This is a genomic window from Aquamicrobium ahrensii, assembly GCF_040545755.1.
Classification (GTDB): Bacteria; Pseudomonadota; Alphaproteobacteria; order Rhizobiales; family Rhizobiaceae; genus Mesorhizobium; species Mesorhizobium ahrensii.
Map to the genome: position 1 here is coordinate 16114 of NZ_JBEPMN010000002.1, position 15743 is coordinate 31856.

Annotated in this window: 17 protein-coding genes and 1 pseudogene; 16 read left to right on the forward strand and 2 right to left on the reverse strand. The window is 60.0% G+C overall.

The genetic code is table 11. The features are described from left to right. Positions 1-8: 8 nt before the first annotated feature. Positions 9-287, forward strand: coding sequence for an usg protein (locus ABID44_RS03015; protein ID WP_354150209.1), 279 nt, complete (start codon positions 9-11; stop codon positions 285-287). Here the strand turns inward: ABID44_RS03015 and ABID44_RS03020 are convergent. Further along, positions 281-667: a DUF982 domain-containing protein gene (locus tag ABID44_RS03020; RefSeq protein ID WP_354150210.1), complete on the reverse strand. Its 387-nt coding sequence runs from the start codon at positions 665-667 to the stop codon at positions 281-283. The genes ABID44_RS03015 and ABID44_RS03020 overlap by 7 nt on opposite strands. Before the next feature lie 33 nt (positions 668-700). Continuing rightward, positions 701-916 carry a hypothetical protein gene (locus ABID44_RS03025; protein WP_354150211.1) on the reverse strand — a complete coding sequence of 72 codons (216 nt, stop codon included), beginning with the start codon at positions 914-916 and terminating at the stop codon, positions 701-703. A gap of 217 nt (positions 917-1133) precedes the next feature. Here ABID44_RS03025 and ABID44_RS03030 point away from each other — a divergent pair, with 217 nt between their 5' ends. The 15 genes and pseudogenes from ABID44_RS03030 (at position 1134) to ABID44_RS03100 (ending at position 15705) form a co-directional block, all read left to right on the forward strand. Further along, complete coding sequence (locus ABID44_RS03030; RefSeq protein WP_354150212.1) at positions 1134-1610, forward strand: Hsp20 family protein; 477 nt, start codon at positions 1134-1136, stop codon at positions 1608-1610. 96 nt (positions 1611-1706) lie between these two features. After that, entirely contained in the window at positions 1707-2219 is a 513-nt protein-coding gene (locus tag ABID44_RS03035) for an Hsp20/alpha crystallin family protein (RefSeq protein WP_253176705.1), read from the forward strand. A gap of 98 nt (positions 2220-2317) precedes the next feature. Then, positions 2318-3022, forward strand: coding sequence for an NADH dehydrogenase ubiquinone Fe-S protein 4 (locus ABID44_RS03040; RefSeq protein WP_378226833.1), 705 nt, complete (start codon positions 2318-2320; stop codon positions 3020-3022). Between the two features lie 354 nt (positions 3023-3376). Beyond that, a complete protein-coding gene (locus ABID44_RS03045) occupies positions 3377-3736 on the forward strand; it encodes an SPW repeat protein (RefSeq protein WP_148912897.1) in 360 nt (119 codons plus the stop codon). A 122-nt stretch (positions 3737-3858) separates the two neighbouring features. Continuing rightward, positions 3859-5688: an ATP-dependent zinc metalloprotease FtsH gene (gene ftsH, locus ABID44_RS03050; protein WP_354150214.1), complete on the forward strand. Its 1830-nt coding sequence runs from the start codon at positions 3859-3861 to the stop codon at positions 5686-5688. Between the two features lie 47 nt (positions 5689-5735). Further along, a pseudogene (locus ABID44_RS03055) lies at positions 5736-5906 on the forward strand (transcriptional repressor); the annotation flags it as partial. 319 nt (positions 5907-6225) lie between these two features. Beyond that, positions 6226-7020, forward strand: coding sequence for an IS21-like element helper ATPase IstB (istB, locus tag ABID44_RS03060; RefSeq protein ID WP_354150572.1), 795 nt, complete (start codon positions 6226-6228; stop codon positions 7018-7020). A gap of 394 nt (positions 7021-7414) precedes the next feature. Continuing rightward, on the forward strand, positions 7415-7702 hold the full coding sequence (locus tag ABID44_RS03065; RefSeq protein WP_354150573.1) for a LysR substrate-binding domain-containing protein: 288 nt from the start codon (positions 7415-7417) through the stop codon (positions 7700-7702). 184 nt (positions 7703-7886) lie between these two features. After that, entirely contained in the window at positions 7887-9122 is a 1236-nt protein-coding gene (gene chrA, locus ABID44_RS03070; RefSeq protein ID WP_354150215.1) for a chromate efflux transporter, read from the forward strand. A gap of 114 nt (positions 9123-9236) precedes the next feature. Next, positions 9237-11225, forward strand: a complete 1989-nt coding sequence (locus ABID44_RS03075; RefSeq protein WP_354150216.1) for a heavy metal translocating P-type ATPase — start codon at positions 9237-9239, stop codon at positions 11223-11225. Between the two features lie 726 nt (positions 11226-11951). Continuing rightward, positions 11952-12281: a DUF1236 domain-containing protein gene (locus ABID44_RS03080; RefSeq protein ID WP_354150217.1), complete on the forward strand. Its 330-nt coding sequence runs from the start codon at positions 11952-11954 to the stop codon at positions 12279-12281. A gap of 186 nt (positions 12282-12467) precedes the next feature. Further along, on the forward strand, positions 12468-12800 hold the full coding sequence (locus ABID44_RS03085) for a hypothetical protein (protein WP_354150218.1): 333 nt from the start codon (positions 12468-12470) through the stop codon (positions 12798-12800). Between the two features lie 5 nt (positions 12801-12805). Beyond that, positions 12806-13693, forward strand: coding sequence for a DMT family transporter (locus tag ABID44_RS03090; RefSeq protein ID WP_354150219.1), 888 nt, complete (start codon positions 12806-12808; stop codon positions 13691-13693). 570 nt (positions 13694-14263) lie between these two features. Continuing rightward, on the forward strand, positions 14264-14968 hold the full coding sequence (locus ABID44_RS03095; RefSeq protein WP_354150220.1) for a glycosyltransferase family 25 protein: 705 nt from the start codon (positions 14264-14266) through the stop codon (positions 14966-14968). Positions 14969-14985: 17 nt separating this feature from the next. Further along, positions 14986-15705: a class I SAM-dependent methyltransferase gene (locus ABID44_RS03100; RefSeq protein WP_354150221.1), complete on the forward strand. Its 720-nt coding sequence runs from the start codon at positions 14986-14988 to the stop codon at positions 15703-15705. Positions 15706-15743: the final 38 nt, after the last annotated feature.

Consider the following 15743-nt stretch of genomic DNA (forward strand, 5'->3'; position numbering starts at 1 on the left):
AGAGACATATGCCAGCGATCGTCAGTCGTGAGTTCCGGATGCAGATGGAAGGCTACGGCCTGACCACAGCCGAAATCCACTATTGTCTTCCAGATCACCCGAGCCTGTTGCAGGTCTATGTCTGGCAGGATTACGATCTCGCCCCGAAGTTTCCCGAACTGCGCGGCTTTCTCGACTACTGGACCGAGACGCTGGAGGGCGCGCTGCACTCCGTGCGCGTCGCCCACCATCGTCTGATCCGGCCCTCAGAATGGAAAGCCGTCGACGGGATCATATCCGTTCACTGAAGCCCGGCGGGAATTCCCTGATAGCTACCGAGAGTACCCCGAACTCGCGTGCGTCGTGCTCCCTGAACGAGGCCCGCTCGCATTGCAGCCTTCATGAAGCTCCGGCGTGCCTCCTTCGCCGAGCGCCATCCATCGAGTGCGTCCCGACAGGCAGTAACGGCATTCCGCCAACGCCGTCCACGTGCCCAGTCCGGCCATTCGCGCTCAAGGCATTCCAGTGCTTCAAAACCTGTCGCCACCTTTCGGAGGCCAGTTTTTGGCATGCGCAGAATTACAGGTTCGTTGAACACGACATCAGACATCACTTCCTCCTTGTTTTCTGATCGTCTTTTAAGAGCAAGTAACTGATCGTTCTGTACGATCTCTTGTGATCTGGGCATACCGACGTGCCTCTTCAACCCTCCATCCGTAGCTCAGTCCACGCCGTCATCATCAGGTTCAAGCAGATCGATGAGTTGGCTGACGCGTGTGTCCGGGAGCGGTCGCCCTTCGCCCATCAGCGCCTCGTCATTGTTAAGCCAGTTCCACGCTTCTCGAAGTTCATCAACACTCGCCCCGGTTGCGATAAGCCCCACCGCCAGATCGTCGTCTATGGAGCCGAGCACTGAAACGATGTCGTCATAGGTCATGGCAGGTCTCCATTCATTTTACCAACCAACTCATCAGATGGTGGAGTTGTTCTCAATTTCCAACAGTCTGAAATCGCTGTAGAAATTTTCCGCCGTCACCCTCTTGAAACTCAGAGATGACGAAACCAGATCGATTGTGCGCCGCTGCCACTACGGGGCGGCGCCGGCCAAAAGCCGGACAATCTTGTACCCATGTTGCTTCAAGGAGAATGTGGCTATGAGAACCACTATCGATTTTTCTCCACTGTTCCGGTCGAGCATCGGCTTCGACCGTCTGGTCAATGCGCTGGAGGCAGCCAGCCGCGTCGAGAGCATCGACAATTGGCCTCCCTATGACATCGCAAAGACTGACGAAGACGACTACCGCATCACCATGGCGGTGGCCGGCTTCAGCGAAGACGAGCTTTCCATCACGCAGGAGCAGAACATGCTTCTCGTGGCGGGTAGCAAAGCCACCGACGAGAATGCGCAGTATCTGCATCGCGGCATTGCCGGACGCTCGTTCCAGCGTCGCTTCCAGCTCGCCGACCACGTGCGAGTTGAAGGCGCGACTCTCGTCAACGGCCTCCTGACAATCGATCTTCGGCGTGAGATCCCGGAGGAGATGAAGCCTCGTCGGATTGCGATCTCGTCGCAGGAGAAGACGATGCAGATTGAAGCCCCTTCGCAGACCAACGAGCAGATCGCAGCCTGACGCTTTTGTCAGTCTACGTATCGCCAGCGCCGGGCCACGCGTCCAGCGCCATCAGCGAAGCTGTGTCCAATTGTTCAGAACAGAAGGAGAGTAACCATGAACGTACGTGACCTGATCCCCTGGGGCCGTGACACGAGCAGCAATCAGGCTCCCGCTGTCTATCGTGAAGAGGACCGCAATCCGTTCCTGTCGCTGCACCGGGAAGTCAATCGCCTGTTCGATGATGTCTTTCGCTCGTTTGATCGAAACCTGCCAGCTTTTGACTCTCTGGCCTCCTTCGGACGGGGGTGGCCGAGCGTCGAAATCTCCGAGACTGAAAAGGAGATCCGCATAACCGCGGAAGTGCCAGGTCTGGAGGAAAAGGACATCGAACTGGTTCTGGATGACGGTGTGCTGACGCTGCGCGGCGAAAAGCGATCTGAGACCGAGGACAAGGACAAGCAGTTCTCGGAACGCTTCTACGGCCGTTTCGAGCGCCGTATCCCGGTTGGAAGGGAAATCGTCGAGGACAGGATAGACGCCAGGTTCAGAAATGGCGTGCTGAGCCTCGTCCTTCCCAAGACCGAAAAGGCACAGTCGCAGGTAAAACGCATAGCGATCAAGAGCTGACGACGGTTTCTGCGCCGGCGGGTTCGTTGCGCCCGTCGGCGCCGACCTTCACCGATCACGGAGGAAGAACCATGAACATTGCTGCAAGAAGGACATCAATGGCAGATGGTCCTGTCGACCGGCCCGTGCCGGGAGCCAACGACAATCGTCGCACGATGCTGTCAATGGGACGCTCCTTATTCCCCAGCGATGCCGTGGCCCGGATCTACCGCCCATCTCGCTCGGCGACTACCAGTGCTCCGTCGCGCGATCAATGGAAGCTCGTGTTCGAGGCGCGCAGCCCGTCTTTTATCGAACCGCTCATGGGCTACACCGGCAGCCGGGACACACTGAAGCAGGTCGAGCTTAAGTTCCCGACGCTGGCGTCTGCGATCCGTTACGCGCAGCGGCAGGGTCTTTGCTATGTCGTGGACGTACCAAAGGATAAGGCTAGGATTACCATGGATAAGTCTGGAGAAAAGCGAAACACATTCTCCGATGCGACGCTCGGCAAGCTTGGCCTCGCCGGGCTTTCGGACAAGTACCGTCGGGCCATGTCGAATGACGCCAATCGCAATGATGGGGATGGCAGCTGGGCTTCGCCGATGGATGTCGTGACTGATAACCGGCTCCCCCTTGATGCGAGGCGGTCGATCCTGATGAACTGGGCCTGGACCGAATTCCTGATCGATCAGGCCACCAACGAGGGCATGCCTGAGAACGGCCGCCCCTCGCGCCTTGATGAGGTCGAGCAGGCGTTGCTCGCTCTCGAAAGAGGCGTGGATGCCCAGTCGGCTGGTCCGGGGCATCTCGAAGCAGCATGAGGTGATTCCATGGATCCATTTGTCACGATCGATGCACAAAAGGTTCTGCCTAACAGGTTCGGGCTGGCTCTCGCAGGGGCCATGCGTTGTAGAGCGCTGAGGCGGGGCGATGAGCCTCGACTGGCGCTGGAAGGAATGACAACGCAGGATCTTGCGCTGCATGAGATTGCTGCGGGTGCTTTCACCGATGCGGAGCTCGCTCCGTTCCGTATCGGACAGCAGCCTGTGGGGCGTCTGCGCGCTCCACATCAGCAGTTGTGTGCCGGCTTCCCATCTCGTGACACCGGCACCTGCGTTCCGCCCTACAGGCGGACCGCTCATTGACGACGCATCAAACCGGAAAGGAGGAAAACGATGCTGAAGACATTCGAAAACCGCTCTGCCTTTGATGTTGTGAATATTGCCGCCGGCCTCGGACTGGCCATAACGCCATGGATTCTGGGTTATGCGGCTCTAACGACTGCGGCCTGGAACGCATGGCTTGTAGGAGCGGCGATCGCCGTTGTTGCATGCATTGCGCTGTTCGCGTTCAGCGAATGGCAACAGTGGGTTAACACGGCGTTAGGCGTCTGGTCGGTCGCGGCGCCATGGGTGTTGTCATTCTCGACCAACAGCAGCGCGACGATCTCCCATGTCGTCGTCGGCCTGATCGTGGCTGCTGCTGCGGGCTACAGCCTTTGGAACGGCTCCGACAAACCGTTCTCAACGGCCTGACCGAGGGGCCCGGCTCTGCCGGGCCCTTTCACGTTGATCTGCCTTAAACGAGGACAGGGTGGTCTGGCTAAAGTGATGTCGGTAGGGGCGGCGTACCCCACGCAGATGCATGGCGATAGAGAATGGACAAGAAGACGCAGTTCAATATCTGGTACTGGATCGCGGCCTTTCTCGGCCTGATGGTCTTCCAGTACCTCTTCGCGGCGGCGACGCAAGTCGCGCAGATTCCCTACAGCGAGTTCCAGACCTATCTTACGCAGGGACGCATCGCCGAGGTCGCCGTCTCCGACCGCTTCATACAGGGTCGCTTCACCGAACCGGTGGACGGCCGGCCGATGTTCATCACCACCCGCGTCGAGCCCGATCTGGCGCGCGATCTCCAGCAGCACGACGTCGTCGTCACCGGCCAGGTCGAGAGCACCTTCCTGCGCGACCTCCTGTCGTGGGTCGTTCCCGTCGCGCTGTTCGTCGGGTTGTGGATGTTCATCCTGAGGCGAATGGGCGGCGGCATGGGCGGCGGCCTGATGCAGATCGGCAAGTCCAAGGCCAAGGTCTATGTGCAGACGGACACCGGCGTGACCTTCGCCGACGTCGCCGGCGTCGACGAGGCCAAGGCCGAGCTGCAGGAGATCGTCGATTTCCTGAAGGACCCGGAGGAGTACGGCCGGCTCGGCGGGCGAATGCCCAAGGGCGTGCTTCTCGTCGGCCCGCCCGGCACCGGCAAGACGCTGCTCGCGAGAGCGGTGGCCGGCGAGGCGGGCGTGCCCTTCTTCTCCATCTCCGGCTCCGAATTCGTCGAGATGTTCGTCGGCGTCGGCGCCGCGCGCGTGCGCGATCTGTTCGAGCAGGCGCGCGCCAAGGCGCCGGCCATCATCTTCATCGACGAGCTCGACGCGCTCGGCCGCGCCCGCGGCATCGGTCCGATGGCCGGCGGCCACGACGAGAAGGAGCAGACGCTCAACCAGCTTCTGGTCGAGCTCGACGGCTTCGACCCGTCGAGCGGGCTGGTGCTGCTCGCCGCCACCAACCGGCCGGAGATCCTCGACCCGGCGCTGCTGCGCGCCGGGCGCTTCGACCGGCAGGTCCTGGTCGACCGGCCGGACAAGCAGGGCCGCATCGCCATCCTGCATGTCCACATTAAGAAGGCGAAGCTCGCGCCGGACGTGTCGCCGGAGCAGATCGCGGCGCTGACGCCCGGCTTCACCGGCGCGGACCTCGCCAACCTCGTCAACGAGGCGACGCTGCTCGCCACCCGCCGCAAGGCCGACGCGGTGACGATGGAGGATTTCAACAACGCCATCGAGCGCATCATCGCCGGGCTGGAGAAGCGCAACCGCCTGCTCAACCCCAGGGAGCGCGAGATCGTCGCCTATCACGAGATGGGCCATGCGCTCGTCGCCATGGCGCTGCCGGGCGTCGATCCCGTGCACAAGGTGTCGATCATCCCGCGCGGCATCGGCGCGCTCGGCTACACCATCCAGCGTCCGACCGAGGACCGCTTCCTGATGACGCGCCAGGAGCTTGCGAACAAGATGGCGGTGCTGCTCGGCGGCCGCGCCGCCGAGTGGATCGTCTTCGAGCATCTTTCCACCGGCGCGGCCGACGACCTCGTCAAGGTCACCGACATCGCCCGCGCCATGGTCACGCGCTACGGCATGACCGAACGGCTGGGCCATGTGGCGCTGGAGAAGGACCGCCGCTCGTTCCTGACCACGGACCAGCCCTATTACGGGCCGCAGGAGCGCGACTATTCCGACGAGACCGCGGCGGCCGTAGACGAAGAGGTCAAACGTATCGTCGAGGAAACGTTTGGGCGTACCGTAGCGCTGCTTCAGGAACGCCGCGAAATCCTTGAGAAATCGTCGAGACTGCTGTTGGAGCGCGAAACTTTAGGCGAGGAAGAGTTGCGGGAAATTCTGAGAAAAGATGTTAAGAGTCGGAGCGGTAATTGATCTGAGGAAAGTTTGATTATCTATTGCAAATGTCTTTTCGACGCTATTCAGGGCGGGTGGTTGAATTCCGGTCAGACGAGATCGAGCGCCTCCAGGAAGAGATAGCGCGTGCACATGGCTTCGAAATCGTGAGTCACAGGCTGGAACTCTATGTCAGGCCGCTGAAGAAGCGCCGCAGGCAGCGGCGCGAAATGCGTGGCAGCAAACCAGACGGATGAGTTAAAATCACCTCCCTGCCTTACTGCCTGCCCCAGCGGCGCAAGGAGCTTTGCAAAGACGAGATCAGAGCCTGCTGTCTGAGCCGGCTGATTTCTTCCGCGTCCATGTTGACCCCACGCTGCTCGGAGGCAGCAGCATTCTCATTGCAGTTTTGGGCTCTGGTGCAATCAGTATCCTGGAGGGGATTTGCCGGTCCAGGGGGTGCAACGAACGAATCTCCAAGCAAACGCTGCACGACCCGTGTGCGAAAAAGAAGCGCGCCCAAGGCCAACGTCGAACGTTACGATGGCCTGCGTGTCCCGATCGTGGGAGGTCGTCATGCGTCATGATCCTGCCAGCGCCGCCGTCGTCATCATGCTGCGTAGCCTGAAGATGTATGGCATGGCCCAAGCGGTCACCGACCTGATCGAGCAAGGAGCACCAGCCTTCGATGCGGCCGTGCCGATCCTGTCTCAGTTGCTGAAAGCCGAGATGGCCGAGCGCGAGGTTCGCTCGATTGCCTATCATATGAAGGCTGCACGCTTCCCAGCCTACAAGGATATCTCTGGCTACGACTTCGCCGCCAGCGAGATCAACGAGGCGACAGTGCGCCAACTGCATCGATGCGAGTTCATGGACGGAGCGCAGAATATCGTGCTTGTCGGCGGGCCCGGAACAGGAAAAACACATGTCGCGACCGCCCTCGGTGTTCAGGCTATCGAGCACCATCGCCGAAAGGTCCACTTCTTCTCGACCATCGAATTGGTCAACGCTCTCGAGCAGGAAAAGGCCAAAGGAAAGGCAGGCCAGATCGCCGAGACGCTGGTCCGTCTCGATCTGCTGATCCTCGATGAACTCGGATACCTTCCGTTCAGTGCTTCCGGCGGAGCGCTGCTCTTCCACCTGCTGAGCAAGCTCTATGAGCGCACCAGCGTCGTCATCACCACCAACCTCAGCTTCAGCGAATGGGCAACCGTCTTCGGCGACGCCAAGATGACGACAGCTTTGCTCGATCGCCTGACCCACTGTTGCCACATCCTGGAAACCGGTAACGACAGCTTCCGCTTCAAGGCCAGCTCGGCCGCAGCAGCGCAGAAGAGAGGAGAAAAGGCCAATCCCTTGACCAAACCCTGATCAGAAAACCATACTCGGAGGTGGCTCACTTCTCGGTGGAAAAACCGGCTCAGTTCTGCGTGGAAACCAACAGTGTAACAATTCTGAAAGCGGACAATTTTCGCAATCGGGAGTGCGAATGCAACCGCCGTCTTCATACCCATTTTGATACAGTCCTCAAAGGGCTTTATCCTTAATGTAATTTGCGACAGGTTCTTCGTCGCGTGAGCCGGAGCTTTTATCCAATCCTCTGGAGGGAGACGATCGTAAATCAGATAATCAGCTGAACTTGCCAATTGATTTGTCTTGATCGATGCGAACTGGGATGATCTGCGCTTCTTTCTGGGTGTGATCCGAGCGTTCACATTGAGCAATCAGCCATCAGTTGGTGACTTGACTACCGAAAATACGGCCGATCTATCGCACCAATTCAATCTCGGCCGCGATTGCCGCGGCTAGGGCCGGGATCGACTTTGCGCCGCTGCCTTGCGCCGTAGCCGACCGCACCCTCGACCTTTTCCGAACCGCCATGTTTCCGGAAGATTTCCGGCTCGATCTGTGGCTGCTGACCCATGAGGGTCTGCGCAACACCACCCGTGTTCGTGCCTTCATGGACTTCATGGCTGATACGCTGGCCACCGACGCCGACGTGCTGGAGGGCCGTCGTCCGCAGGCTGGTCCTCTCCCGACAACCACGCCATGATTCCTCCGTTATCTCTCTTGCGGGGTGCGGTCTTGTGGACACCACTTGCGATATGAGGCAACGACGAGGGCGTGTTTCGGCAGTCACCTGTCTGTTTCATTGCCCCATTACAGGTACAATGATCACATACGCCCTTTCAGGGCGTCTGGCGAGTCCCGGAAATCGCGAGCGTCACGGAGACATCATGCCCGCCAATGACACGCTGAAGGCCGTGGCCCTAAGCCGACGACAAGGCACGCCCGGCGAGGTTCTGGCCGCTTTCCTGAAACTGGGCCTGACCTCCTACGGCGGACCGATCGCGCATCTGGGCTATTTCCGCGAGGAATTCGTTGCCCGGCGCGGCTGGATCGACGATCGTGGCTATGCCGATCTGGTTGCGCTGTGTCAATTCCTTCCGGGACCGGCATCCAGCCAGGTCGGCTTCGCATTGGGCTTGCAGCGTGCCGGGCCGACGGGCGCGCTCGCTGCCTGGGCGGCCTTTACCTTGCCTTCCGCCCTGCTTCTGATGCTGTTCGCACTCGGTGCGGCGGCGTTTTCAGGCCCGCTCGGCAGCTGGGTATTGCACGGGCTGAAACTCGTCGCGGTGGCCATCGTGGCGCAGGCGGTCTGGGGGATGGCGCGCACGCTCTGTCCCGACCGTTCACGCCAGACGATCGCGCTCGCCGCCGTCCTGATGGTGGTGCTGATCGGGGGCACGACGGGTCAGTTGGGTGCAATCCTGCTCGGTGGGCTCGCCGGGCTCCGGCTTTGCCGCAACACGGGGGGAGTTTCGGGTGAAGCGCTGCATTTCCCGGTCTCGCGGCAGGCGGGAATAATCGCGCTGGCCCTGTTCTTCATCCTGATCTTCGGCTTACCGCTGGCGGCGGCGATGTTTCCCGCGCAGTGGCTGGCGATGATCGACGCCTTCTATCGCGCCGGTGCGCTGGTGTTCGGCGGCGGCCACGTGGTCTTGCCTTTGCTGGAAGCCGAAGTGGTTCGCCCGGGCTGGGTCACGCCCGATGCGTTCCTAGCCGGCTATGGCGCGGCCCAGGCGGTGCCGGGGCCGCTGTTCACCTTCGCCGCCTATCTCGGAATGCTGCTCGAACCCGGCCCGAACGGGATCGTCGGCGCGACACTTGCCCTTCTTGCGATCTTCCTGCCGGGCTTCTTGCTGCTTGTCGGCGCGTTGCCGTTCTGGCACACGCTGCGCGCACGCTCCGGCGTGCGGGCGCCGATGGCGGGGGCGAACGCCGCGGTAGTTGGCATTCTGGGCGCCGCGCTCTACGATCCGCTCTGGACCAGCGCGGTCGGGTCGCCCCGCGACTTTGCGCTGGCGCTGTCCTGTTTCGTCGCCCTGATGAGCTGGAAGTTCCCGCCATGGCTCGTGGTGCTGATTGCGGCTGCCGGCGGCGCGATCCTGGGGGTAAGCTCGATGCCGTGATGGAAAAGGAATAACGGAACCCGATCGACCGGGCGAATCACGCCAGCCCATCCGGCGCGTCATCGCCGGTCTCCCCAGCCATTGCCGCCGTCGCGGCACAGCCAGGAACATAATTTGCAAATCGACCTTTCCTCCGACCGCTTCATGACGGCATTGACCGGCATCACGCTTGCCGGGATGGCGCTTGCGACCGTCGATGCCTTTTTGAACCCCGGCCCTTGGGGACCAATTGGCCACGCGCTGGTCTATCTGGCCGGCGGCGTGCCGACGGCGGTGCGGGCCCTAAACGCCCTCTGGCGCGAGCGGGTTCTCGACATCGATCTTCTGATGATTGTGGCCGCCCTTGCCGCCGCTGCCGTGGGCGCTGCGCTCGAAGGGGCCGTGCTGCTGACGCTCTTCAGCCTGTCGACCACGTTGGAGCAGCGGGCGATGGGCCGGGCGCGCCATGCCGTCGAGGCGCTGATGGCGCTGCGTCCTGACACCGCGCTCAAGCGCACTCCTGACGGCACCGTCACGGAAGTTCCGGTGGGCGATCTCGTGGCCGGCGACATGGTGGTGCTGCGCCCCGGCGCGCGCGTGCCGGCCGATGGCGAGATCGTCGAGGGAGAGGGATCGCTCGACGAGGCGACGATCACCGGCGAATCGATGCCGGTCGGCAAAAGCCCCGGTGCAAAAGTGTTCGAGGCCACGGTGAACCTCAACGCCGTGCTGGCGGTGCGCGTCACCCGCCCGGTCGCGGAAAGCACCGTGGCGCGGATGATCGCACTGGTGACCGAGGCGCAGGCGGCGCGCGCGCCGTCCGAACGGTTCAGCGCCTGGTTCGGCCAGCGCTATACCATCGCGGTTCTGGCGGGCGCGGTGGCCGCCTTCGCGATCTTCCTGACGCTCGGCTGGACGATGCAGGATGCGCTTTATCGCGCCGCGACGCTGCTGGTCGCGGCCAGCCCCTGCGCGGTGGTGATATCGGTTCCGGCCGCAATCCTCTCGGCGCTGGCGGCGGCCGCGCGCGGCGGCGTGCTGTTCAAGGGCGGCGCGGCGCTGGAGACGTTGGCCGAGGTCGATATATTTGCCTTCGACAAGACCGGTACGCTAACCACTGGCAAGGCCGAGGTGACGCAGGTCGTGACGCGGGAACCCGAAGAGCGGTTCCTGTCATTGATCGCCGGTCTCGAGGCGCATTCCGAGCACCCGATTGCCGGTGCCATCCGCCGCCACATCGACGAAAAAGGCATAACCGCCGCCGAGGTGCGCGATGTGGAAACTGTTCCCAGTGAGGGGATTACGGGGGAGGATGCCGTGGGCCCGATCTGGGCCGGCAATCCGCGGATGGCCGCACGTATGGGCGCATCGCTCGACGCACCCGAATATGCACAATTGACGGACGGCAGCCAGACCGTGGTGTGGCTAGGGCGGGGAGATCGGGTCTCTGGGGCGCTCACCGTCGCCGACCGTCCGCGCGCGACCTCGGCCGCGGGATTGGCTGCGCTCAGAGCGGCTGGGGTGGGCACCATCGCCATGATGACCGGCGACCGGCGCTCTGTCGGCTTGCGGATCGCCGCGGAGCTCGAACTGGAAGCAAAGGACGTCCATGCCGACCTGTTGCCCAAGGACAAGGTCCGGCTGGTGGGCGAACTGGCGAGGAATGGGAAAGTCGCCTTTGTCGGCGACGGGGTGAACGACGCCGCCGCGCTGGCGCGCGCCGATGTCGGCATCGCCATGGGCGCGGCGGGCAGCGATGTCGCGTTGCAGGCGGCCGATGTCGCGCTGCTGTCGGAGGACATGGCGCGTCTTGCCGCCGCGCATTTTCTGGCGCGGCGTACCCGGCGGATCATCCGCCAGAACCTCGCCTTCGCCATCGGCATGATGCTGCTTCTGGTCGCATCAAGCCTGTTCTTCGCCCTGCCGCTGCCGCTCGCGGTTCTGGGGCATGAGGGCGGGACGGTGCTGGTGGTGCTGAATGGTCTCAGGCTGCTCGCCGACCCGATCCGGGCGCGCAGTGCCACCTCACTGCGATGCCAACCCGACGCCGGCCCAGTAGAGCCGTCATACCAGTCAGGGGTTTTACCGGATGACGGCTATCCCGCTCGAAGCGCGCGTAAATGAGGAAACCGACCGATCTTCAGCAGGTGTCGATTGCCAGTCAAGAACCTGTCGTGCGAATTGCGCCCGAAGGGCTCTTCCAGACGGACCATTTCGCCGGAGGGTCCAACCGAGTGCGGTATCCAGTTCGAACTGCGTCTTCATGACTGCACCCATCGCGCCATGATGCGCCAAAGCGACAGGCTAACTGGGTCAAACTGCGTTCACGGCCGTTGACAGCGTTAACGAGGACTAGGGAGGGAAATAGCGTAGGTGTAGTTCTTCGGCCCGGCAGGCGTCGTGGTGCCACCTGCCGGAACGGGAGGGATTCGAACGCAAGGGATCGCTCCTCTTTTTTCGCAAGCGAAGAAAACTCATGAACAGGAAGTTCACATCGAGAGCCTCGACCTCAGGCATCCCCACTAAAGCGCGCCTTAGAGGGCTATAGAGTAGATGTAGTTGTCATCTTCACCCGGTGCGGCGCGCCATTTCAGTACAGAACTCTGAACGCCGCCGTTTCCATGCTGGAAGCGGCGACCAGCGTTCGCAGCAATTCCGTCTTCAACCCCATGATCCGAACCCTGTCGTCCGCGACCTCGACACGCTGCGCCAATAGGCCTGTACGGGAATTGTTCCGCGCTACCGTAGGCACCAATCCCGGAACGCAAAAAGGCCTTAATTGATTTCGGAACGAGAGGGCTTATAGCGCCGTTTCCGGTCCATGCTATTGTTCATGAAGGGAGCAAACCCATGAAAATGCTTGTACCGATTTTTACCGCTAGCATCATGCTGGCGGGCACGGGAATTGCTTCAGCCCAGGATGTGATTGTCGTGCCCGAAGATCGGCCTGACGTGTATGTCGTTCAACCAGAGCAGCGGCCGGTTATCCGAGAGTACGTGCAGAAGAACCCGGTGGCCTCGATCAACCTGCTTGGATTGGAAGTCGGTGTCGGCTCAAGATTGCCAGATACCGTTGTCCTGTACGAAATTCCCGATACCGAGTACCGGTATGTGGTCATCGACGACCAGACAGTGGTGGTGGATCCGAGAACCAACGAGATCATTGACGTTCTCGACTAACCGCTTTTCCGCACCCGCCGGCGTTGATCGCCGGCGGGTGCTCCTTAGCTAGAAGCAGTGCGCCGGTCCCGCCGTTCTTATCAAAGGGGCGTCGACATATTGCTGAAAGTTATGGACGCTGCGAACCGCGTAGACCACTTCGACGCAAACGAGACGTAAGCGTTGCTGCGAGAGGAGGTGGAGGTCGTGAGCGCCATTCTTGAGCGCGACGCACGCCTCATTCTGAAAAAGAACGATTCCAATATCCTTGAGGTTGTGATCCCGCAAACAGCAGAAGCTGCGCAGGGCGGATCGGCCCTGCTGGCAAGGCGTGGCGTTCTGCAAGCCGGGCAAAGTGGACAGATCCCTCCAACCACACCAGCAACGAGATGGCTCGGGTCGAGGATCGAAATTGCACGCACCTCTGGCACAAGAAGCAAATGGCGCATAAGACATATCCAAGGGGCGCTCTTGGCTGGTTTGCGCGGTTCCAGCTGCCTGCATGGTGCTGCGCTTTACAATGATCAGCCAGGAGGATGATGGGCTTGGATTCTGTTTCTCACAATGAGCAGCGACATGCCGTCATCACGGGCATTGTGTTGATGTGCGCGGGCATAGCCCTTTTAACTATCAATGACGCCATCGCAAAGACACTGACGAGCAAGCATTCGCCGTTGCAGATCATTTTTCTCCGCAATCTTATCGCTCTGCCTGTTGCTTTCGCCATTACACTGAAAATGGGTGGAAGGAATGCGTTACGCTCTTATAAACCCACCGCTCACCTGTTTCGCGCTATTTTGTGGGTGAGTTCAGCAGTGATGTTCATCACAAGCATCAAATATTTAGCGCTGGCCGAAGCCACCACATTAATTTTTGTAGCGCCGCTTATCATCACCGCAATTTCCGCAATTGTTTTGAAAGAACATGTAGGCTGGCGGCGCTGGTCTGCTGTAGTCGTGGGGTTCGTCGGTTTGATCATTGTTATCCGACCCGGAAGCTCGACGTTCCATTTGGTTTCACTTTTACCCATCGGCGCTGCATTTCTTTACGCTATATTGATGCTCGGCGCTCGCTGGCTGGACGTCAGAGATAGCGTTTGGACGCTAATGCTCTACCTCACTGCATCGGGTGCTCTGATAAGTGGTATTTTCATGCCGTTTGTATGGGTTGAAGTGCAGGCAAGCGACCTGTGGCTATTCTTTTCCCTCGCCGTTGTGGGTACCGCTGGCATGACGATGCTTACCCAGGCGTTTCGCTTCGCGCCGGCTGTCGTTATAGCGCCCTTCGAATATACGGCGATCCTTTGGGCCGTGATTTTGGGCTGGCTGTTTTGGAAAGATATCCCGGACACACTGACATTCCTGGGCGGAGCTATCATCATTTTGAGCGGAATTCACATTGTATGGCGTGAAGCCGCGACGAAGGCCGCATGATTGCTTATTCAAGGCGGCGGCTTTCGTGCCATCCCGAGCCACTTGGCAATTGGGCCGAACAATACATCTGACGCCCACATGGCCGAGTTGCCCACCAGAAACGACGACGCCACGATGCCCTTGATGCGCTGGACGAATCAACATCCCCGATCAGCGACATGATCGCGATTACGCCGCCAGCGCCGGTCGCAACCTATGCCTCCGAATAATCGCGATAGAAGGCCCCGACGCTTGCCAGCGGCAACACGGTCGCCCACTTCCCTCCATTCGTGGAGTTCCGCCTTTTCAGCCTCCCGGCTGGCCCTCCTTTCAAATTTCTGCTTCAGATCAAGAAGCGAGCGGTACACGTAATAGCGGTCGCCCGCGCCCATGGGTGCGTTCGCCATGTCAGTTCCTTTCAGACTGTCGGGTGGTGGGGGTCAGATTAAATGTGCGAGCGAGCGCAAGGTCGTAGGTCGGCGCGTCCCCTCCCCAAGTGACTGCGCATAGGCCCGATTCTTTCAGGATATTGCGAAAACCTTTGCACAGCGCTACGAGCAAGATGGCGGGAGCTATGGGGGGAACGACGCCGTGCGCATTTTTTGTGTCAATCTTGACCGTTCCACGGAACGGTGGGCATCTATTGAGCGTCAAGCATCGAATTTGGGGTTGGAAATTGAGCGCTTTTCAGCTGTAGATGGCTCGGCGATGAAGTCGCTTCCAGATTTTCCAATTGCAACAGGCGCGATTGGTTGCTTTCTTAGCCACCATAAGATTTGGAAGCTCATCAGCGACGGTCAGGATGAATATGCGCTCATCCTTGAAGATGACGCGCTGTTGAGCGCGAGCCTTCCAGATTTTCTGCGAAACATCTCTTGGATACCGAAAGATGCTGATCTTGTGCATCTCGGCGGTTCCGACCCTCGGTGCCGTATTGCTGGGCTGTCGCGTCCGGCAATAGGCCGAAAAATATACAAATGCATTGGGTGCACCGGGACCGAGGGCTACATCATCTCCAAGCGATGCGCTGGTATCCTTCATTGCGAAATGATTTCCATTGACCGGGAATTCGATCAGGTGCTTTTCAACGGTGGCCGCCCAGACTTGAAGACCTACAAAATATTCCCTGCGCTCTGCACGCAGGACCGTGCGAACCTACCTCGCATTATCGATCGGGGCATCAGGAAGGTGAAAACACCAGCGGTCAACAAAATAAAGCGAGAGGTCGTTCGCGGAGTGAGTAAATTCGTGAACCTCTTTCGCCTACGCCGCCGAGCATTCATCAATTACGAATAAGAAATTGAGAAGAAACAATGTCCGAAACGCCGTATTCCTCAGAATTCTTTCAGTTCCTATCCAGCGGCAAGGATGAGTACAAGGCAGTGCTCCGCCCAGTTATGGTCACTGTCAAGCCGACGTCGGTAGTGGACCTCGGCACAGGCTCTGGAACATGGCTGGCGGCGGCAAAAGACATGGGTGCTTCGCGGGTTCTTGGATTAGATGGACAATGGGCTGCTACAGAGCATCAACTGATCATCAGCGATGAATTTCAGGTCGTCGATTTCGAGACGGGGTTCCCTGATGTTGGCCGGTTCGATCTGGCTATCTGCCTCGAAGTTCTGGAGCACATCACACCACAAGCGGGTGAACAGGCCGTTCGGTGGCTGTGCGAACGGACAGATGTAGTCCTTTTCTCCGCTGCGATACCGGGCCAAGGTGGCACGCATCATATCAACGAGGTATGGCAGAGCAATTGGGCACACAAGTTCCGCGTGCACGGCTTTCATGCCTACGATATTGTTCGCCCGACGATCTGGCGAAATTCCGATATTCCATGGTGGTATAGGCAGAACACCATTGTCTATTCTCGCCCCGAGACTGCTCAATCTTATGGATGGGCAGAAGCAGATATTGACGCTCTGGATGTAGTCCACCCAGAGCGATTCGACATGGCAACTGATACGATTGCCAGATTGCGAAGACGCTCGGTTAAAGGCCGCTTGCGTGCTTTAATGGGGAGAAAGCCCCGATAGGCAATTGGCTACAGGCTATCAGAAGCGGTGAAGAACGC

Coding starts and splice junctions, on each gene's coding strand:
- ABID44_RS03015 (WP_354150209.1), top strand. CDS start 9: ATGCCAGCGATCGTCAGTCGTGAGTTCCGGATGCAGATGGAAGGCTAC.
- ABID44_RS03020 (WP_354150210.1), bottom strand. CDS start 667: ATGCCCAGATCACAAGAGATCGTACAGAACGATCAGTTACTTGCTCTT.
- ABID44_RS03025 (WP_354150211.1), bottom strand. CDS start 916: ATGACCTATGACGACATCGTTTCAGTGCTCGGCTCCATAGACGACGAT.
- ABID44_RS03030 (WP_354150212.1), top strand. CDS start 1,134: ATGAGAACCACTATCGATTTTTCTCCACTGTTCCGGTCGAGCATCGGC.
- ABID44_RS03035 (WP_253176705.1), top strand. CDS start 1,707: ATGAACGTACGTGACCTGATCCCCTGGGGCCGTGACACGAGCAGCAAT.
- ABID44_RS03040 (WP_378226833.1), top strand. CDS start 2,318: ATGGCAGATGGTCCTGTCGACCGGCCCGTGCCGGGAGCCAACGACAAT.
- ABID44_RS03045 (WP_148912897.1), top strand. CDS start 3,377: ATGCTGAAGACATTCGAAAACCGCTCTGCCTTTGATGTTGTGAATATT.
- ftsH (WP_354150214.1), top strand. CDS start 3,859: ATGGACAAGAAGACGCAGTTCAATATCTGGTACTGGATCGCGGCCTTT.
- istB (WP_354150572.1), top strand. CDS start 6,226: ATGCGTCATGATCCTGCCAGCGCCGCCGTCGTCATCATGCTGCGTAGC.
- chrA (WP_354150215.1), top strand. CDS start 7,887: ATGCCCGCCAATGACACGCTGAAGGCCGTGGCCCTAAGCCGACGACAA.
- ABID44_RS03080 (WP_354150217.1), top strand. CDS start 11,952: ATGAAAATGCTTGTACCGATTTTTACCGCTAGCATCATGCTGGCGGGC.
- ABID44_RS03100 (WP_354150221.1), top strand. CDS start 14,986: ATGTCCGAAACGCCGTATTCCTCAGAATTCTTTCAGTTCCTATCCAGC.